The following is a 20,611-nucleotide window of genomic DNA, read 5'->3' as shown; positions in this document are numbered from 1 at the left end:
CATAATACAACCACCCTCTATTTAATAGTATTTAAGAATTTCTTATCCGAACGGCAGGATTTCAGTTGAAAGCTCCGCGTTTTTAGCCAAACGCCGGCAAATATCGTCGAATATCTTGTGCTCTTCGGTGGTAAGGCATTTCGCATTATTTTCAAGCCATTCATCGTAAATATGTTGTATACCGGAAATCTTTTGGCGTCCCGCTTCTGTTATATTTACAATAACCTTTCGGCGATCGGAAGGATGTGTGTGCCTCTGCACAAGTCCTGCCTTTTCAAGTGGACCGAGTGCCTTTGCCACAGTCGTCTTGCCCATCATCAGCATCAATACAATCTTGTCCTGCTGCAAAGCTCCGTGTCCGCTAAGCAAACACAAAATCAGAAAACTCGTGTTCGTCAAGCCCACGGATCGGATTCGTTCCCGTCCATAGGACTGGGCATATCGGCAAAGCAAATTCAGTGTGTGAAACTCCATCGCTCATCACTTTCGTAGATTTTTCAACAGTTGAATTTTCAACTATCTGTAATCAGCTTAGCAACAATATTCGGATTGTCAATATTAAAATACATACTCTCATGCTGGCATCCGTTATCAGAGCAAATCTGACTTTGACCATTAAGGGAGTCAGACAAGCAAACGGCTTTAACGGCTCTATTGATATTATGGAAGTTATAAATGAAGCAGAAGATCTTGAATAAACCTATGTAGTAGTTAATTAATTTATAACTAATCTCCAACACCGCTGAATTTGGATTGGGGTTTCCAGTGGATTTAGGCAGGGCAAGCGCGAGGAATTTAAAAAACAAGTGGACGAAATTCTTTCCGAGATTACGCGAAATGCCGAAAGGCAGTTCAGTGACAAAGAAATGGACACGCTCTGTAATAAGCTGTTGCAGTTGGGGAATGTTCTGAAGGACCGCCCTGGGAAACTACAATACGGCTGGATTAAAGATTTACAGCTCCGTCTCCAGATTAACGACATCATGGCTGATATAGGAAGGACACCGGCGATTCAGGAACTTTACCATCTTTACTGCGAGGACCACAAAGAGCGAACTAAAATAATTTTGTCTTTGTATGCGAGCGGCTATTTTAATCAGTAGAATCTAACAAGGCCTCTTATTTCTTACATGAGAGGAAAATAAATATATGGTGTGGAAGAAAAAATATATATTATTTCTGTGTAGCAATAATCATAATACTTGCTGGAATATGTATATATGACTTACAAAATACTTCAGATAATGCGAATACCAAAGACTATATTTATAAGAAATATTTCCCGTATCTAGCTGTACTACTAGTCTGCATTATGAATACTATAAATATTGCAAAAGGGACAGGAGACTCCCTTATGATGTATGGAAAACTGACTGACGAAGAAAAGAAGCTTTATGATATGTCAAAAGTTAGAATATCCCAAATCTTATTTGGTTTATCTTTAATTATTTTAACTGTTCTTGCATTTGTGTCATTGGAAATCTATTCTAGCATCATTACTCCTCCGCTGTTCATAGTACTTTGTCTGATAGAAATCGTAGTGCTTTTTATGTTTTCAAAGACAAAATTGGTAATAAACTGGTTTTGCAAAAAGAAATTAAATTAGCAAATTATTGTGCCTTAAAATAATTGATAAGTGAATATGCTCATAATATCATGATTTTCCAAACGCGGTTGCGCTCATGTTAAGCACACTGTAAAAGACACACAGCAGAATTGAGAAAACATAGGTTCTGCTGAAAAAAACAACAAGAACAATGAGCGGAAGTGTTCCTGCCGTAATAAAAATTCCTGTTTCAACCGCTAAAAATAACTTGTAGCCAATGCCGTAAACCTCTAATGTTCCAAATCCACAAAGAATTGTTGCAATGGTAGAAGCCACGCAAAAAACAATCCCAAATAGAAACAGAACAAGAATTTTTGCAAGTACCATTTGCGTGCTTGTTACGGGAATGGTACGCAGATTTTTGAATGTGTCATTGTCTCGTTCCATAAAGAACAGCATCGCGGCGATAACTCCAATAATACAGGGCAGTAAAAACTGGATGCCATACCCAAGTACCATATTGAAAAGCCCATCAAAAGCGTCTGCCCGATCCGTGTAGCGATCCATCATAGATGGCGTTGTCATAAGATAGGTCAGAGGAATCGGAAACATAAAAGCAGCCAGAATAATAAGCGGGATAAATTTCTTCCGTTTCAGTTTCATAAATTCACATTTTATCAGTTTAAGCAATTCCCTCGCCTCCCGTCACGCGCTTGAAATAATCTTCAAGGCTTTCTTCACGGGTATGAACCTCAGATACTTCCAAGCCGTTTTCTACAAAGGCGGTCACGATTTTTCCGATAGGTAGTTCCAGATTGTGCAAGCGCAGGTTATGATCGTCCTGTATGGAAAAGTGATTTTCGTGGAAACTCCTCTCCAAAATTCTTGCTGCCTGTGCAGTATCAGAGAGTATAAAATGAATATGCTTGCTGCTTTTCTGTTCCAGTTCAGCAAGGCTTTCTTCTTCCAGCAATGCGCCGTGGTCGATAATTCCAATATCGTCAGCCAGCAGAGAGATTTCCGAGAGAATGTGACTGGAAATCAGAATGGTTTTTCCTCTTGCATCGCAAAGCTCCCGGATAAAGGAGCGCACCTCTGCAATGCCGATGGGATCAAGTCCGTTGATCGGCTCGTCCAAAATCAAAAGCTCCGGATCGTGCATAACGGCAAGGGCAATAGCAAGCCGCTGCTTCATGCCAAGGGAATACTGAGAAAAGAGTTTTTTATCTTTGTAGGGCAGTCCTACCAGATCCAGAGCGTCCTTGATGGCATGATTGTTCGGTACGCCCCGCAGAGTAGCAAAGATACGCAGGTTCTCTGTGCCGGTCAGATTGGGATAAAAGCCGGGGGACTCGATTAGGCTGCCGATACGGGGCAGCAATTTCTTTTCGTTTCCATGCAAAGACTTTCCCCAGATTTTGACCTCCCCAGAAGTCGGCTTCGTTAAGCCCAAGAGCATTTTCATGGTAGTGGTTTTTCCGGCTCCGTTTCTTCCGAGCAGACCATAAATCCTCCCGCGCTTCACATGGATATTTAGGTCAGCCACGCTCTTTTGTAAGCCGTATTGCTTTGTCAGATTTTTGGTTTCAATGATGTAACTTGTGTCCATATTCAAACCTCCTGTTCTGTAAGGCATTCTATCACACCAACCTTGCATTAACCTTGCCGCAACCTTGCATTAACCTTGCAATTTGAAACATGGCACTCTAAAATAGCAAAGGCTCCCGCCGCAAAGGCGGGAACCCTATCAATCTTCCAAAGGGAAAAGCAGGTCAAATTCAGTTCCTTTTCCCGGTGTGCTTTTGACTTCTATACTGCCGTCCATTTTTTCTACGAGTTGACGAACAATGGAAAGGCCAAGGCCGCTGCCTTTTTCAGATCGGCCTTTATCACATTTATAAAGCCTCTCAAAGATATGTTTCAAATCTTCTTTTTCAATTCCCACACCATTATCCTCAAGGCGCAGTTTCATGGTTTTTCCCTGTCTGGACAGGGAAATTTCAATTTTGTCTGCATGGCTGTGTGCAATTACATTTTGAATGAGATTGTTTACAATCCGCATATAACCGTCCGTATCAAGTTTTACACGGAAAGGCTGTTCGGGAATGTCAATGTTATAATCGAGCTGTTTATCTTCAAATATCGGTATCCAGTCGATCAGGATATTTCTTGTAAGTTCTGCGGCTTCAACGGTATGGATTTCCATAGCGAACTCGTTGGAATTTAGCTTAAACCAGTCAAAGAGAACATCGATGTATTCTTTCAAATCGTATGCCTTTCGACGGGCTGTCTCGATATAGTCATCCCGGTCTTTACCTGTAACAATCCCTTTATGTGCAGCATCAAGATACCCTATTAGGGTTGTAAGGGGTGTTCTGACATCATGGGAAAGGCTTGTCATCAATTGGCGGTTTGTTTCCTCTGTCTGCCGGAAAACAGAAAGCTTATTTTCGTAAGATACAACGATCTCATTGATTTCATAGGCAAGAGGGGCAGCCAGTTCATTTGTATCGGATAAAATGCGCCGATTGCCATTTCCGTTTTTTATATCTGCCAGAGCGTCAGTAAATTCTGCTATTTGCCTTTTTACTCGTCGAATCATGGAATAGAAAATGAAAACAGCCAAAACAGCAACCGTTATGGATAAAAAAATGATGATCTCCATAACTATCACACCTCCTTATTAAAGCGATAACCGATCCCCTTTATGGTTTGAATATACTTCGGTTTTGATGGATCGGCCTCTAATTTTTTGCGAAGTCGGCTGATGATTGCCATAATGTTGCTGTCATCATAGAAGTATTCTTCGCCCCAAACTTTTTCATATATCTGCTGTTTGGTCAAAATCCTTCCTTGATTTTTTACACAATATAGTAGCAAGTCAAATTCCTTTGGGGGGAGTTCAAAAGTACCATTTTCCGTAGTGATTGAACGATTTTCAAGGTCAATTTGTAGTCCATCAAATACAAGCTGCTGTGCAGTTCCATCTTGTTGATTAAAGCGTGTATACCTGCGGATGAGGGAAACAATACGTGCGATCAGTTCATCCATATCAAAAGGTTTTGTCAAATAATCATCCGCTCCAGCTCGCAAGCCCCGCACCTTAGAAATGCTATCATTTTTGGATGTGAACATCAAAATCGGCAGGCTGTTTTCTTTCCTGATTTGTTCCAGCGTTTCAAAGCCATCCATACCGGGCATCATCACATCCAGTATCACAAGTTGATATTCCGTTTCCTTTAATTTCTGTAAGCCTTCTTTTCCCGTATTACAAAAATTGGCTTCTATATTTTCTGATAGTACACTGCGTTTAATCAAAGCACACAGTTCTCTGTCATCATCTATAATCAAAATTTTATTCATGGTGCAGTCCCTTTTCTTGTTTTGTCCGACCATCAATCGGCTTTTCCGAAGTTAAGGAGATCGGCAATCTCTCGCTCATCATCTACAACAACTATTGTCTCGCATTTATTGCTCATACTCATCATTTCGCTTACCCCCATTGTCTTGTCTATTTTGATATTAGCCAGGCAGTAACTATTTCCTTTCTTGGCGTTCAATTAGTTACCACCCCCCATGATAATACTATACCATAAGCGTTAATATATGGCACCTTTATTCTTCGATTTAAAACCAACCACTACAACATAAACAAAATTCGGTAAATTAGCACGCGAACGCCTATGATAAGCCCACTACTGCTATTCGCAGTTGTGGGCTTATCGAATTACTTTGATTTATCGTTCCTAATCGTCCCGGTTCCGCTTAAGCGTATTCCGGGGCTTTTGTTTTGCCTCCGTTTGAATTTGGCGAAGCTGCTCTATAATGCTGCGCTTCTCCGGCGGACGCTGGGTTTCAGACTGCATGGGCTGCTGCGTCTTGCGTTCCCATTCTTCCAGATCAGCCTTGTACTGCTTCATAATCTTCTCTGCCTTAGTGTAGGTTGCCATGAATGCCTGACCGTTCGGGTACCCAGATTTCTTCACGCTCCATGAGCGTCATGTCAACAACTGGATGATCTTTATAGTAAAGAATATCGAAAGCGGTAAAGCTGGCAGGATGTTTATCTGCCTCCAGTTGGATTTTAAATTGGTTTGACATTAAGGAACGCCGTTGCACCTGCGAAAAATCAGGCTTACCGTCAACTAAACCGTGATTTCGCCATCTAAGATACAGCGCATTTTTATATTTTTGCTAATTTGAGTTAATTCTTGGAAGCGAGGATTTCAGATCAATTTTCGTTTATTTTGTAAAGGAACCTGATCTTTATCCAGATAAGCAAGGCAGCGCTCACCATCAAGTTTTAGCTCATAAATATAGTCCGGGCTGTCAAAAGGATCTTGTATCTCAGCTATGAGCATCGTGCTTGCGGATTTATCATTGAAGATGTCCATCATGCACCTTTTGTCTTTTTGGTAGTACGTTTCTTCGGTTTGTCATTGTTCTTGTCAGTGTTATTTTTATCGATGCTTGCCTGCAGCGCGTCCATCAGACGAATGACATTATCAGGAGTATCATCTTTAGGAGCTACAATTTCTTTGCCGTTGATTTTGCTTTCAATCAAATCTTTCATTTTCGCTTGATATTCGTTGTGGTAGGCTTGTCAAATTGGGATGGTGTGTTAACTGCTATTGAAAAGTGTCGTCACGATTGTTGGAGTGTTGTTCTCGAGTATCGCACCGAAAGCCTTACATCATCAGCGAAAGCTTAAGAAACGGCAATAGCAACAGTTTTTCGTTCGGTATTTATACGAAGACAGTTTACACATAAAAAATTATGTTTCATGTCGAAAATAGCATATTTCATGCAGCAAACTGTTTTTGAGAAGACTTTTTTGATAGACTGAATTTAATACTAGAGCATGTTATGACAATAAGTTCTGCCTACGGAGGGGATAATCTGCTCGATTGATGCCTTTGAAGAGATCATACCAGCAGCTTCGAATTTTCCTCCTGTGAGAGAAACATAGTCGTTTTTCACAGAGGATGAAACCAATAGGATTGAGAAACTTTAAAATCATTAAAAAGGAGGAACAGCAGTTATGAAAAAAACTCTTAGTTTGATTCTTGCGCTGAGCATGGTTATGACCATGCTGCCGATCTCAGCAATGGCGGAGAAAGCAATTGCCCCCGTTAGCGCAATCGGAGAAATTATCAGCTTTGAACCGCTCACAGAAACAGCAAAATTTGTATCTCCCGGCACCCCTATGGAGGCTTTGGATTTGCCCACGACTCTGACCGTTACAGTACAGACTGCCGTTGCCCCCAGGGAGGAACCAACGCGGGATTTTGGCAGCACGGATGAGGATGCGGCAGAGAGCGATTCCGTGGCTGCAGCCACCGATTCCACCATAGAGGCGGAAATCAGTGAGCCAGAGGACACAGACGAAACCCCCGACCCCGAATGGGAGAAAACAACACAAGATATTTCGGTAACGTGGGAATCTACACCGGAATATGACATGTATGCCAATGGCGATTATGTCTTTACCCCGGTGATAAAGGGCTATACGGTCAGCGCCGAGCTGCCCGAGATTACGTAACGGTAGGTGCCGTAGCTGCGCCTGTGATGATGCTTGCTGCTGACACTCCAACAGAAATTTTCAATTTTGAATCCCTCCAGACTACCATAAATAACGCATCAAGCGATCTGGATTTAAAGCTTTCCGACAGCTATGTTGAAAGCAGTGGAACTCTGACAATCGCCAATCACTACAACATAACTATGGACTTAAACGGTAAAATGCTGGATGGCGGCGAGGAAATTGCCATAGATCACGCTGGAAGCGGCATACTGACGATTACAGACAGCAGCAGCGAAAAAACCGGCAAAATCACTTCTAAGAAATGGGCAATTCAGTTATCTTCATCAGACGGCAGCCTTGTCGTTACCGGCGGCACAGTGCATAGCGAGGAATCTGTCTCTTCCTTTACCCCTGCGGCAATCTATAACTACTCCTCCGGCAGTGTGAGCATTGAGGGCGGCACGGTGACAAGCGTGGGGGCCGCAATATATAACAACTCCGGCAGAGTCAGTGTTTCAGGCGGTAAGGTGACAGGCGACCAGTATGGGATAAATAACTTTTCCTCCTACAGCTCCCCCGACAGCGTCAGTGTTTCGGGCGGTGAGGTGTCCGGTGCGTGGGGTGCAATATCTGACAGCTCATCCTCCGGCAAAATCAGTGTTTCGGGCGGTAAGGTGACCAGTACACATGCCAATTATCCGGCAATCGGGTGTTCTGGCGGCGGGCGCATCTCCATTAGTGGTGAGGATACGATTGTCACCAGTGAAAATGAAAGAGACGAAAGCGGTACCATTGAGTTGGGCGGCTCCGCCGGCCTTGAAATTACCGGCGGAACCATAGAAAATACTTCCGCAACTGGGGACGGCAACGCCATTTACAACAACGCCGATGGCGATATTACAATTTCAGGCGGCATTGTAAACAGCACAAATGGTATCGGTATTGCGGTTGCCACCGGTAAAACCGGTAAAATTATTATTTCAAACGGTGGTACGCCCACCATCAAGGGCGGCGGAAAGGCGATGAATAAAGCCCCTGATTTAAGCCGCTATGTCAATGTAAAGATAACGGCAAGCACAACAGCGACAGACGGTTCGGATGTCTCAGAGATTACCAAAGCAGATATTGATACAGACGAAAAGATAGCAGCCTACAAATACCTAACGTTTGAGCCTGCACCTGCTGTCACCGAGCAAATCGACCTTTCCCTCGGCGGCACATACTATTTTGACTTGTCAAGCGAAAAGGATGGATTAGGCAGTGTGAATAGCAGCCTGCCTGACACAACCCTGCACTATGTACCCTTTACTTATGTCGGCACGGTGAATGCGTACAGCTTAACGAGTGAACTTTCAACAACGCAAGACTTTGCTAACGCAAACACATCTGACCGCAGCCTGTTTGTCGGGGATTACAATATCTCTACAAGCATCACATGGAACGCATTGAATGTTAATGGCCTTATCTTCGGCAAAACCTTTGACACGCATTACAAGCTGCGCACTTTAAGCGCAGGAAGCAGCAGGATGGGTTCCGCAGAAGACGGCAGCGACCATCTTGGGCAGCCGGGCACCAACGAGTGGGATCAGATTGTCGCACAATCGAATGGGACGTGGATAAAGAATATTACCGGGTCTTGGTCCTGGGGTCAGGATACCGATAGTGAAACCGGTTTGAGCCGTGCAATCCGCGGAAATAAATCGGTTCACTGTTGGGATTGCCTCACGCCAGGAGCAACCGCTTTTGATCCCCGCTTCCGCCCCGCGCTTGAGGTGCTCCCCGACAAACTGGAATCTGACGGATTGAAAGCGGTAACCCTGAACCTGAACAGCGGCAGCCTAAAGGGAAGTACCGAGAGTATCCAGATTATCTGCGCGGGGGATAGATTTACCGCCCCTAGTGGCGAGGGGCTGACCGCACCCACCGGCAAAGCGTTTGCCGTGTGGAAGGATGCAGGCAGTTCCACAATCTACGAAGCAGGCGATGAGGTGCCCAGTAGCGTGACAGGCTTGACCGCACAGTGGGCAGATTGCGCGGCGCAAAATACAGCGACGAATATCGGCTACGCTACCCTGCAAGAGGCGGTGAATGCGGTTGATAATGACCAGACTATTAAGCTGCTGACGGATATGACCCTCACGGATACTGTCACTATCTCAGGCGACAAAAGCTTTACCCTTGACTTAAACGGCAAGAAAATCAGCAATAAGTTTCGAACAACGACGGTTGAACATAATGGCAGCGGTACCCTGAAGATTCAAGACGATAGCAGCAGCGGAATAATTGAAAACACATGGTACAACCAGACCACGATTGAGATTACAGCTGGCGGTTCGTTGACCCTTTTAAGCGGTACAATACGATCAGGTGGGAGGGCAATTGACAATCGTGGGGCGGGTAACATAACCGTTTCCGGTGGAACAGTCACATCTGATGGTCTCGGGGTGGCCCTTAATAACGCAGGTTCAGGCAATGTGACTATTTCCGGCGGCACAGTGGAATCCACATCGGTTGCGTCAACTGCTTATGCAATTGCTCGAGCTTACGGCAGCACCGGTAAAATCATTATATCGGGAACAGCAAACATTGTTGCACAAAATATGTGTATTTTCATGAATGGGGAGAAATCAAGTGATCCGGCTATTGAAATCACCGGTGGAACCCTGACTCATACCGGTGATTCAGGGTATGTGATTGATGCTTATTTAAAAAACACGATACTTGTAACGGGTGGGACACTGGAATCCACGCAAAATTCAATAATCGGCCATACTTATGCTTATGGATCACCTTTAGCTTCGATAAAAATAAATATTCCGGACGGCGGCAGTGCTATATTTAAGGCCGGTGAGAAAATGCTGACAGAGGGTTATGCTCTTACATTGGAAAACGCCGGTGTCAAAGCTGCCAGTGAGGAGTTCGATGGAACCCCTGTTTCCACCTACGATCCCGACAACATTGGCAATTACAAATACTTAGAGTTTGGACCGGCAAGTACGGTCGATGTCCTTGATTTGGCCGGCCAGCTGACAGCCCCGGTCAAGAATGAGACACCTATTACAAGCATAAATACAACGCAGTATACAGGAGTAGTTGCCTGGTCCAGTTCTCCAGAGAAATTTCTTGGAGGCACAGTCTATACGGCAACTATCACGCTGACGGCAAAACCGGGCTATACGTTCAGTGGTCTTGGGGCAAACAGCTTTACATTAGCTGGTGCCTCCTCTGTTACCCATGACGCAGGCAGCGGAAATACCTTGACGGTAGCGGTTACCTTCCCGAAAACATCAGAGAGAACTTTGGCCTCTATCGCCGTTACCACACCGCCTACCAAGACGATTTACAAATATGGAGAGAGTTTCGATCCCACAGGGATGGTCGTCAAGGCCACCTATGATGACGACACGGAAAATCAGGCCTTTACAGACTACGATTTCAGTCCAAAGGGTACTCTTAATATGGGTAATACCACTATCACCCTTACTGCGAACGGCACAAGCATCACAACCACCCAAACCATCACCGTTACTAAGACAGACGGTCCCGCTGCGCCCAGTGTCAGCTTCTCCTTTGACGGCGGTGTAAGCGCAGGCAAACTCATGGGTGCAACCGCTGCGATGGAATACAGCTTAGACGGTGGAAGCATTTGGGCAGACTGTACTCCGGATATGGATTTGACCGGCCAGTTTGGCAGCATAAAGGCAGACAAGGATATTCTGGTGCGAGTAAAAGAGGCTGACACCCACCTTGCGGGCAGTTCCCAGACGATTGATATTACCCAGCCGTCTAAACCGACCATTGGTAAAACCGACGAAACCTTGACACGGAACGACGGCACCATCACCGGTGTAAACAGCCTGATGGAGTATAAGAAAAGCGGTGATGCAAGCTACACACCTATCAGCAGCAGCACGGTGACAGGCCTTGCACCCGGCACATATCTTGTTCGCATAAAGGCTACCGGCACGGCTCTGGCAAGCGAAGATGCCGAGGTCACCATTGCCGCCTTTGTCAAAGCAACACCAACTACGGCGGATTTAGTTCACGCTTTGACCGCTGTGGATTATGACGGCAGTGCAAAAAATGTGACTGTAACAGCAAGTCCGGGAAAGAATTTGGGTGCAATCACCATCAGGTACAACGGCAGCACCACCCCGCCCATCAACGCAGGCATCTATACCGTTACGGTGGATATTGCCGAAAGCGAGGAATATAAGGCGGTATCGGGGCTATTCCTGGGAAGCTTCGCCATTAATAAAATTGCTTATTCCGGCACGAAAACCTTATCGGCAAACGTTGTAAGCGGTCAGGTGGGGGCGACGGTAACGCTTCCTGGCCTGCCACAGGGCGCAGGCTACGGCACCCCGTCTGCAAGCGGCGGCATTAGCATGACCGACATGAGCATTTCGGGCAACACCTTGACGTATACCGCACCCGTCGGCTCAGCAGGACAAACCGGCACAATAATGGTTCCTGTAACAGGCGCCACCAACTACAACAATTACAACATCATTGTAACGGTAACCTACATTGCAAAGACACCGCAGAATATTTTCTATGCAGAAACCAGTGTGGATAAGACCTATGGCGACGGTAAGTTTACCAACCCGCTGACCGAAACAACCGTTACCGGTACAATCACCTATGCAAGTGACGATATTTCTGTGGCGACTGTGGACGCCGTCACCGGCGAGGTGACCATTATAGGCAGCGGAATCGCATTCATCACCGCTACCGCTGTGGAAACGTCTACCCATGCACAAGCCACGGCAAGCTATACGGTAACCGTTGCTCAAAAAGCGCTTACTTTAACAGCGGATGATAAGAGCATGACCAAAGGTGACGGAGTACCGGTCTTTACTTATACTGCAACAGGACTGGTCAACGGCGATGCCGTATTAAATCACCCCGAAATGTCCGTTTCAACGGATGGAAATACTGTCGGAACCTTTGTCATTAGCATCTCGGGCGGAACGATTACAAATTCCGCAAGCTATGACATTACCTATACGAACGGCACCTTAACGGTGGCGGAGCGATACTTTACCGTTACGGTAACAAACGGCACAGGCAGCGGAAGCTACGCCGAGGGTGCGGCCGTTACGATTACGGCGAATGACAGAAGCGGCTATATATTCACAGAATGGAGCAGTGCAGACGTAACCTTTGCGAACGCCACCGAAAAAACGACCACCTTTACCATGCCGGCAAAGGCGGTAAGCGTTACCGCAAACTACCGTCCAAAAAGTTCCGGCGGCGGTAGTTCCGGCAGCGGTAGTTCCGGCAGCGGAGACTCATCACCCTCCGATTCGAATGCAGCGCCTGTCTCTCCATCTAAAACATTTGTCAGTGATACAACTCTGGATTTCTCTGTAAACAGCGCCTATCAGTTTAAAATCACCAGCACAAATGGCGCAGTTCCATCGCTTGTTGTTGGCACTCCGGGCATCTTTGAAACCCAGCTTGTCCGCACATCCGGTAACGATTATTACATAAAGTTAACAGCCATTGGTAAACCCGGGGATAAAGCCGGAATTTATGTCAATGGAGTAAAGCTGCTGGTTGCCACTGTGGGGACGACAGCTTTCCTTGTGCAAAGCGATACAACAGGGGCGTTCAAAATTTCTAAAGGAAAGACTTATGTATTCAAACTGACATCAAACAGTAAACCATCACTGATTTGCGGTAATTCTTCTGTATTTCAGGTAAAGCTTGTAAAACAATCCGGAAAGGATTATTTTTACCAGGCAACGCCGGTCGGAAAGGCCGGACAAGCAGCCGGATTCTATATCAATTCCAGCCATACGCCGGTTGCAATAGCATACATTACTTGAGCAAAAACATTTGGCAGGGAACCCGGAAAGCGCTCCAAAATAATCAAAACCACGCGTTGAACGCGTGGTATGCACAAGCCCTGAAAGGGCATAATTCTGGCACGCATCTCAAGATGCACTGAATAAGTTCACCAACCGCATTACTTTTACAGGCCGCCGCTAAAGCGGCCTTCTTTTACGCCTTAGGATTCTTGCTACCCGTAAACGGGTCAATATACTCCTTAAAACTTATTTGATCTGCTGCAATGTCTTCTTGCAATTGGTTTTTAATATCCTCTTCAATTACCTTTTTATTTCGCCCTACTGTGTCTACGTAATATCCACGGCACCAAAATGCCGAGTTCCATACTTGTATTTTAGATTCGCATGCCTGTCGAATATCATCAGGCTGCTTTTCCCTTTAAGATAACCCATAAATTGTGCCACACTGAGATTCGGTGGAATACTTACTAACAGATAAATATGGTCTGGGCACGCCTGTGCTTCTATAATTTCCACTCCTTTTTGATCGCACAGTTTTCTCAGTATCTTCCCTATATCTGCTCTAATTTTCCCATATATTTCTTTTCTGCGGTATTTAGGCGCAAAAACGATATGGTACTGGCATCTCCACTTGGAATGTGATAAACTTTGTATGTCTTTCATGACATTACCTCCTTTTGTTTTTATGCGGTTAGCAAACCCGCATCTATTTTAACAAAGGGAGGTCTTCTTGTATCTAAAGACTTTTATTCTCACCAGCATAGCTGGTAGTTTTTTGCGCTTAAGCTACAAAAATGAGGCGGAGCAGGATTCACTGCTCCGCCTCAGCCTGTCGAAAAAGTTCAGCGAAAGCTGGGCTTTTTGGTTGTAAAATGGTAAAATAGAAGCAGGTGATGAAAGATGTTGGAACGAGAAAAACTGCGCAGAGATGCAGTTGAATTTGTGAATACAGATCTATTGGTGCCACAGGATCATCTGCTGCGAAAGATTGACGGAGCAGTAGATTTTAACCATATTTATGACTTTGTAGAAGCATTGTATTGTGAGTGCAACGGCCGTCCCAGTGTGGACCCGGTTGTCCTGTTTAAGATTGTTCTGATCCAGCATCTGTACGGAATTCCCTCTTTACGCCGGACAATGCAGGAAATCAATATGAATATCGCTTACCGGTGGTTTCTAGGATATACACTGAACGAGGAATTGCCGCATTTCTCCACTGTGAGTTACAATTTTAAGCACCGGTTCACAGAGGAAACCGTGGAACAGGTATTTTCGTGGATTTTGCAGGAGGCAAACTGCGCCGGATATTTGGAGCCGGAAGCAGTATTTGTAGATGGAACACATATCAAAGCAAACGCCAACATCAATAAGAAGATCAAAAAGGCAGTCCCTCAGGCTGCAAAGCGATATGCCTCAGAATTAATGGAAGAGGTTAACGCTGATCGGGAAGATCATGGGAAGAAGCCATTCGACAGTACGCCGAAACCGCCGAAGGAAAAAGAAATCACGGAGTCCAAAACAGACCCGGAAAGCGGGCTGTTTCAAAAGGGCGAACACAAGAAGTGCTTTGCCTACGAAGCGCATACTGCCTGCGACAAACATAATTTTATCCTTGGCGTTGAGGTGACTCCGGGAAACGTACACGACAGCGTGGCGTTTGATGCGGTCTATGACAAAGTGACGGAACGGTTTCCTGAAATTGAAACAGTGGTGGCGGACGCCGCATACAAAACGCCGCATATCTGCAAACGGGTGTTTGACGACGGGCGAGTACTTTCCACAGCATACAAGCGGCCAATGACCAAAGCGGGAAATCTGGAATGGTGGAAGTATGTATACGACGAATATTATGACTGTGTGATCTGCCCTGAATATCAGGTTCTGCATTATGCAACAACCAACCGTGAGGGATACCGGGAATACAAAAGCCGGAGTTACATCTGCGAAAAATGTCCATTCCGTCCTCGCTGCACCGAAAGTAAAAGCTGTACGAAAACCGTAACGCGGCATGTGTGGCAGGATTATGTAGAACTTGCGGAAGATATCCGACACACACCGAAATACAAAAAGCTTTACCAAAAGCGAAAAGAAACAATTGAGCGTGTCTTCGCCGACGCAAAAGTAAAATATGGGATGCGTTACACGCTCTACCGGGGCTTAACTCAAGTGACGAATTGGGTTAAGCTTAAGTTTGCTGCCATGAATCTCAAAAAGCTGGCAATGTGGAAATGGAGAGATGGTCATCCGTCCGGATATGTAATCATTTTACATCACTTATTTTCTTATCCTGCATATTATCAAAAGAACCCATCCTTCGCTTAACGCCTTGGATGGGTTCTTCGACAATCTGAGGCGGAGCAGGATTCACTGCTCCGCCTTTTTATAGAGAGGTTTGATAATCATGAAATACATTGGCAAAATTATTGGCTACCCAACAAAGTTGTTCGTTAACAACCGCATCTACATTCCTAAAGAATATTTACACTTTTATGGAATATCGGAAATCAATGATGAGTTGTTCTTTAAAACATCAGATCGACAACTGTTTTATCAGCCATCTTATCTTTGCAGAAAAGAAGCACATCCATACAAGTCTTGCTCCATTATTGGGGGACTGGTTACTTTACCTATTTCGTGGGTTAGAGAACACCGGCTGAAACATGGGGATATCCTGTTCTTGCTGGGAACAACAGAGGGAATACTGGTTCTTACAAAATAGGGAACAACCAAAACGTGGAGCATGAAGGATAAGACCAGCACTAAAAAGATATGTACGACGTGATCTAGTACCGATCCGCCATGATTAGAAACTACGATTGCGCCTGTAATGGATTATTAGATCGGACAACTGGCATAAAAATATCGTCGACTATCTCCGTTATGACTTCGTCAGATATGGGTTCTTGCATAGTGATCAACTCGTACCGCAGTAAATCGAGCGGCAATGAAATCATTCGGGCTGTCAATTTCTCTAAGCAGACTTCTCCACGAGTCTCCGCGTTTTTCAAAATCGCCGTCATAGCCACCATCAGTTTGCTCTCCGTTCTCGGCTGGATGACCTGCGGTAAGTACGCTATTAAAGAACCGCCCACATGCGGTTCCGTCATAAGTCCTCTTATCGTCTGCGCACCAATGGATTTCAGCGGTGCAGTAAGTCGCTGCAAATAGGTAACCACATCGTCGCGCAGGTTTCCGGTGTTCGGTATTTCATCCGTAATTTTCGGCACATATTTATGCAAGGCGGCAATCACAAGCTCCAACTTGTTGTCCCATCGGCGATAAAGGACAGCCTTATTTGTCCCTGCCCTCTTTGCGACGCTTTCCATCGTCAGATGCGTATAGCCTGTTTCATAAAGTTCCTCACACGCGGCAAGCAGGATTGCATCTTCCAGAGCTTCCCCACGGCGACGCATACCTTTCTTTTGTCCGTCCATAATATTATTTCCCTCCCATTCTCAGCAATAAATGTACTTTTGTTGTAAAAATACACATAAGAAACTTAACTAGTTTCTTATTTCTATGTCGAGAATGACTATTGTATTCGTATTGCATTTATTATATCATATTTGCATAAGAAACGCAAAACGTTTCTTATGCAAAGTGAAGGGAGTTTTCTCATGAGTGCAACAAACGTAAAATCATCGCAGGATAAGCTCGACCCAATCGTACTCAAGGCAGCCATAATCCTGGTTGTCGGTGCCCTTGCGCCACTCTTTGATTCAACAATGGTCAATGTGGCTATCAAAACAATAGCGGCTGATATGAAAGCAACCATTTCTACCGTGCAGTGGATCACAACCGGATACGTTCTGGCGATGGGGCTTACCGTTCCAATTTCGGGATGGGCCACCAAACGATTCGGATGCAAAAGGTCCTACATTTTTTCTTTGGCGGTCTTTCTGGTTGGTTCCGTGCTCGCCATGCTGTCATGGAACATCCAAAGCTTAATTGGCTTTGCAGTAATTCAAGGAATCGGCGCGGGATTATTAATGCCAGTGCTAACAACAGAGCTTGTACAGCTTTCAGGAGGACATGGTCTCGGGCAGATCATGTCAATTGTCAGTATTCCCGCTCTCCTCGGGCCGATTCTAGGGCCGGTTTTGGGCGGAGTAATCGTTAACGGCCTTGGCTGGCGTGCAATTTTCTTAGTTAATATCCCAATTTGCATTGTAGCGATCCCACTGGCTGTCTGGGGAATTCCGGCCGACGAATTTTTGGAGAAGAAAGCTTCCCTTGATATCATTGGCATGCTTTTGCTCTCTCCTGCATTTGCCCTTCTGATTTACGGCATCACTCAAATTGCCAAAAATGGAGGATTAAGTAGTAGTGCTGTCTATGTCCCTCTGATTATTGGTATCGTTTTGATGGCGTTGTATGTCATTTATGCTTTAAACACAAAACGGGAGCCGGTTTTGAATCTTCGATTGTTCAAATCCGTCAATTTTTCCGCTTCGAATATTTTGCTGGTATTGACAGGTATTATTACAAACGGCGCTTTGCTGATCCTTCCGCTCTATTATCAAAATGTACGCGGTACAAGCGTTCTGTATACCGGGCTGTGGTTGCTTCCTCAGGGTATCGGTATGCTACTGACCAGAAGTTGGGCGGCTAAGATAGCCGACCGCGACGGTTCGCGTAATATTGTGCTGGTGAGCCTCGCCGTTATTGCGGCCGGCACAGTGCCGTTTGCTCTTGCGGGTGCAGATACAAATCTCATTCTCTTGGCCGCTGCTTTATTGGTCAGAGGGGCGGGCCTCGGCGGTCTGCTGATTTCCATTATGACGTCCGCTTACATTGGGCTGCAAAGGGAGCAAGTTCCTCACGCAAGCATCGCTACAAGAATCTTTCAGACCATTGGTGGAGCTTTCGGATCGGCGATTCTCGCGACCGTTGCCCAGCAGCAGATGACAGGCCATGCCGATTCCGATCTTCGCGCGATTTCCCATGCGTTCAACATCTCTTTCTGGTGGGCCATCGGCTTTACTGTGGTAGCGGCGATTCCCACAATGCTTTTGGCAATGCGTAGAAAATCAGAAACAGAAGAAGCCACCACAAAAGATATCGCAGATGAGTAAAAGAAGAGTAAAACTAATCAACACCTTGCGGGGGTCTCTCCGCACAGGTGTTTTTTTGTGCTGTCCCGCGGCATCGCGGGACAAGCCCCGTAACTTCTGACCAAGTTGGCCCGAAGTCTCTGCCTATCTTATGACAGCCCAAAACTAACGGTACCTTACAAAACGGATACCAATCGGTAAGGATTTCAAAATCTGCTTGTCGAAATTACAAGCCGGAAAATCAACTGCGTAATCGTCATAAAATAAAAAAACCGGAGTATATCCGATCTTACATAGTAAACTGTTAAATTTTCCTTGCAATTTTAAATTTCCTATATTATCCTGTATTATAATTCTTTTTGTGGATAAACAAAAAGCATCCACAGGAGGTCAGCCGGCTGGAACCAGCTGACTTCCATCCGCCATAAGGGTGTACTAGACCCGTTATGACTTGTGAATGCCGTTTATGCGTTGCTATCTTAGCACGTATTTCGGATACATGTCAAGTTCTGTACCCTTATTGGACGGTGAGGGTACAGACTTTTGTTTTTCCACAACACATACACAATGCGATATGCATTGTGTACCTCATAATGCGAATGTAACATTCGCGGCGTGAGGTTGGCGCACTTTGAAAAATATTTCAATCAATCGGTAGCAGCGATTGATGAAATCATAGTGTAACACAAAGACTTTTTTGTCGGAGCGGAAACATTGGACATCGCAAAGCCGGCACAGCCGCATTTGCGATCAACTGCATGCTGATATCCAACTGGCAACTGGATGTGCGATAACCCCAGCAAAGTGATAATGATACTTCTACCCGGCCAACGTCACTGTATTGGGGGCAGCTTCCAGAGAACCTGGGAGAGGAATTTAAGTTCCTATGTGATTGTGCCAACAATTCTTTGTGAAACATAACAATTATTTGGTAGCACAAGCCTCCACTTGTGTTATCAAATAATTATGTACTTAGAATCACTAAATATATAATATTATTTAATAATAAAGGGTAAAAGCATATGCTTTTACCCTTTATTCATGGTCGAGGTGACTGGATTCGAACCAGCGGCCTCTACGTCCCGAATCCGTCTATTACAACTTAAATAATTCAGTAACGTAGCTATTTAACTTTTCAATCGATCGATACTCCATTGTTTCTTCCAAATGTGTATAAATTGCTAATGTCGTTTTTATATCAGAGTGACCTAGTAATTTGGATGCGGTAAGAACATCAACTCCTGATGAGTATAAGAGGGTTGCATATGTATGTCTAAGCATATGCGGCGTGATTTTATCAATCATCATCGGTATTCCATGCGGGTTATATTTGCTGCACTTCCCATCGTTATATCCGCCAAAAGTACAGTTTAAATCACATAGATAACTTTTCCAAGCGCTTCTAAAAGAAGATGGAGAGTGCATTTCACCATTAATTTTGCAAAACATGTATTTACTGATCGCATTTTTTTTGGCCTTTTCTATTTCTAACGCTAATTCAGTTGGAGCCTCAACAAATCGACTTTTATTATTCTTTGTTCCTGGCTTTACATAATATCGGTTATTAATTTTCTCTACGCTTTTATTAATATTCAATCCAACCCGATTAAAATCAAAATCTTGCCATGTTAAGGGTATGAGTTCTCCCAGTCTAGGACCAGTGAGCATCATTGTTAATGCAGCAAGTCGCATACGATGTGGCATTGATATAATCCACTTCTGTTCTGTCTCGGTAAGTGCTCTTCGGCTATACTTTGGAGCTTTCTTTGGAATTTCCCTTCCCCTGGCTGGATTCTTATGTATTACATCATTATCACATGCATAATCAAATACAGAAGCCGCAATATTGCGCATGTCCTTTAATGTTGCCTTTGCTGTTGGTTTACCAGTATGAGGATTCTTTTCAGCATAATCGATTATTATATTATCAATATCAAGAACACTTATTTCGTCTATGGGCATATCACCAATAAAACTGTTAATGTTATTTAAGTAATTTACAGCAGTAGCAAAATATGAACGAGAAAAGTTAAGGCTTTTTTTACGAAGCCAAAGATTTCCCCAATACCTAAATGTATCTTGACTATTTGTTGCATTCATGATTATCATCCTTTATTATTTTTTAGCATTCGTCCGCGAACAATATTATAATTTGGCATAATTATACAGCTTCCCCATATTCCCGTAAATGGATAATGTTTTCAAATAATAATTACTATTTAACATTTTAATATAAGCTTCGTGCCGAAAAATTAATAAATCATTAAAATAATGCTTAATTAGAGCCAACATTAGTTGGCCATTTTTATATACTTTATTGCGAAAGGAGCAAATAACAATGACAAAAAAGACTTACCCTCTTGTGACAGCCCAGTATCCCCAGAGTCCGCATTGTAGCATCCTATGGTAGAAGCGCAGAATAAAACACGGACAAGTAAGCAGGTTTATGTGATCAGAAATTAAAATCCGAAAGAAACACTTTATTTATAGGAGTAATATGATGATTAAAATCAGAATAACCGGCTTACCGGAGGAAATTGACAGCTTTCTGAATGAACTCAGAGAGCTGTTTCTTATTTCTGACGAATCAAAGCAATATAAAAACAGTCGGAGTCGATTTGTCCGAAAATACGCAGACATTGAGAAGCCCAAAAGTAATGATGTTGAATGA

The 20,611-nt window shown here is 44.3% G+C and carries 18 protein-coding genes and 1 pseudogene; 7 read left to right on the top strand and 12 right to left on the bottom strand.

Annotated elements, in window-relative coordinates; all coding sequences use genetic code 11:
* Window positions 1-42: 42 nt before the first annotated feature.
* The gene (locus tag ACSVDI_RS06415; protein ID WP_457945465.1) at window positions 43-474 is read right to left on the bottom strand and encodes a MarR family winged helix-turn-helix transcriptional regulator; all 432 of its coding nucleotides are present in this window, start codon (window positions 472-474) and stop codon (window positions 43-45) included.
* 332 nt (window positions 475-806) lie between these two features.
* Here ACSVDI_RS06415 and ACSVDI_RS06410 point away from each other — a divergent pair, with 332 nt between their 5' ends.
* Window positions 807-1,103, top strand: a complete 297-nt coding sequence (locus ACSVDI_RS06410; protein WP_457945464.1) for a hypothetical protein — start codon at window positions 807-809, stop codon at window positions 1,101-1,103.
* Window positions 1,104-1,654: 551 nt separating this feature from the next.
* Here ACSVDI_RS06410 and ACSVDI_RS06405 read toward each other — a convergent pair.
* The 8 genes from ACSVDI_RS06405 to ACSVDI_RS06370 form a co-directional block, all read right to left on the bottom strand.
* Entirely contained in the window at window positions 1,655-2,236 is a 582-nt protein-coding gene (locus ACSVDI_RS06405; protein WP_457945463.1) for an ABC transporter permease, read from the bottom strand.
* Window positions 2,229-3,155, bottom strand: coding sequence for an ABC transporter ATP-binding protein (locus tag ACSVDI_RS06400; protein WP_457945462.1), 927 nt, complete (start codon window positions 3,153-3,155; stop codon window positions 2,229-2,231). The genes ACSVDI_RS06405 and ACSVDI_RS06400 overlap by 8 nt, the downstream gene beginning before the upstream one ends.
* A 138-nt stretch (window positions 3,156-3,293) precedes the next feature.
* Entirely contained in the window at window positions 3,294-4,211 is a 918-nt protein-coding gene (locus tag ACSVDI_RS06395) for a sensor histidine kinase (protein WP_457945461.1), read from the bottom strand.
* 5 nt (window positions 4,212-4,216) lie between these two features.
* Window positions 4,217-4,909, bottom strand: coding sequence for a response regulator transcription factor (locus ACSVDI_RS06390; protein WP_457945460.1), 693 nt, complete (start codon window positions 4,907-4,909; stop codon window positions 4,217-4,219).
* A gap of 32 nt (window positions 4,910-4,941) precedes the next feature.
* Window positions 4,942-5,106, bottom strand: a complete 165-nt coding sequence (locus ACSVDI_RS06385; protein WP_457945459.1) for a hypothetical protein — start codon at window positions 5,104-5,106, stop codon at window positions 4,942-4,944.
* Window positions 5,107-5,292: 186 nt separating this feature from the next.
* Window positions 5,293-5,532, bottom strand: a complete 240-nt coding sequence (locus ACSVDI_RS06380; RefSeq protein ID WP_457945458.1) for a hypothetical protein — start codon at window positions 5,530-5,532, stop codon at window positions 5,293-5,295.
* A gap of 240 nt (window positions 5,533-5,772) precedes the next feature.
* Window positions 5,773-5,943 (bottom strand): hypothetical protein, encoded by a 171-nt coding sequence (locus ACSVDI_RS06375; protein ID WP_457945457.1) that lies wholly within the window; start codon window positions 5,941-5,943, stop codon window positions 5,773-5,775.
* Window positions 5,940-6,119: a hypothetical protein gene (locus ACSVDI_RS06370; RefSeq protein WP_457945456.1), complete on the bottom strand. Its 180-nt coding sequence runs from the start codon at window positions 6,117-6,119 to the stop codon at window positions 5,940-5,942. Before ACSVDI_RS06370 ends, ACSVDI_RS06375 begins: the two co-directional genes overlap by 4 nt.
* A 468-nt stretch (window positions 6,120-6,587) precedes the next feature.
* Between ACSVDI_RS06370 and ACSVDI_RS06365 the strand changes: the two genes are divergently transcribed.
* The gene (locus ACSVDI_RS06365; RefSeq protein ID WP_457945455.1) at window positions 6,588-7,088 is read left to right on the top strand and encodes a hypothetical protein; all 501 of its coding nucleotides are present in this window, start codon (window positions 6,588-6,590) and stop codon (window positions 7,086-7,088) included.
* Window positions 7,089-7,114: 26 nt separating this feature from the next.
* A complete protein-coding gene (locus ACSVDI_RS06360) occupies window positions 7,115-12,904 on the top strand; it encodes an InlB B-repeat-containing protein (RefSeq protein WP_457945454.1) in 5,790 nt (1,929 codons plus the stop codon).
* Between the two features lie 175 nt (window positions 12,905-13,079).
* On the opposite strand, the pseudogene tnpA reads toward ACSVDI_RS06360, so the two are convergent.
* A pseudogene (gene tnpA / locus ACSVDI_RS06355) lies at window positions 13,080-13,549 on the bottom strand (IS200/IS605 family transposase).
* A 237-nt stretch (window positions 13,550-13,786) separates the two neighbouring features.
* Between tnpA and ACSVDI_RS06350 the strand changes: the two are divergent.
* Together ACSVDI_RS06350 and ACSVDI_RS06345 are read left to right on the top strand one after the other, a co-directional pair.
* Complete coding sequence (locus tag ACSVDI_RS06350) at window positions 13,787-15,208, top strand: IS1182 family transposase (protein ID WP_457945453.1); 1,422 nt, start codon at window positions 13,787-13,789, stop codon at window positions 15,206-15,208.
* A gap of 79 nt (window positions 15,209-15,287) precedes the next feature.
* A complete protein-coding gene (locus ACSVDI_RS06345; RefSeq protein ID WP_457943353.1) occupies window positions 15,288-15,605 on the top strand; it encodes a hypothetical protein in 318 nt (105 codons plus the stop codon).
* Window positions 15,606-15,696: 91 nt separating this feature from the next.
* On the opposite strand, the gene ACSVDI_RS06340 is transcribed toward ACSVDI_RS06345, so the two are convergent.
* Window positions 15,697-16,320 carry a TetR/AcrR family transcriptional regulator gene (locus ACSVDI_RS06340; RefSeq protein ID WP_457945452.1) on the bottom strand — a complete coding sequence of 208 codons (624 nt, stop codon included), beginning with the start codon at window positions 16,318-16,320 and terminating at the stop codon, window positions 15,697-15,699.
* A gap of 183 nt (window positions 16,321-16,503) precedes the next feature.
* Between ACSVDI_RS06340 and ACSVDI_RS06335 the strand changes: the two genes are divergently transcribed.
* Window positions 16,504-17,961, top strand: coding sequence for an MDR family MFS transporter (locus ACSVDI_RS06335; protein ID WP_457945451.1), 1,458 nt, complete (start codon window positions 16,504-16,506; stop codon window positions 17,959-17,961).
* 1,074 nt (window positions 17,962-19,035) lie between these two features.
* On the opposite strand, the gene ACSVDI_RS06330 is transcribed toward ACSVDI_RS06335, so the two are convergent.
* Entirely contained in the window at window positions 19,036-20,040 is a 1,005-nt protein-coding gene (locus ACSVDI_RS06330) for a tyrosine-type recombinase/integrase (protein ID WP_457945450.1), read from the bottom strand.
* Between the two features lie 397 nt (window positions 20,041-20,437).
* Between ACSVDI_RS06330 and ACSVDI_RS06325 the strand changes: the two genes are divergently transcribed.
* Complete coding sequence (locus ACSVDI_RS06325) at window positions 20,438-20,611, top strand: DUF3970 family protein (RefSeq protein WP_457943410.1); 174 nt, start codon at window positions 20,438-20,440, stop codon at window positions 20,609-20,611.

The organism is Caproiciproducens sp. LBM24188 (genome assembly GCF_054130445.1).
This window is presented reverse-complemented; position numbering and strand designations above follow the sequence as displayed.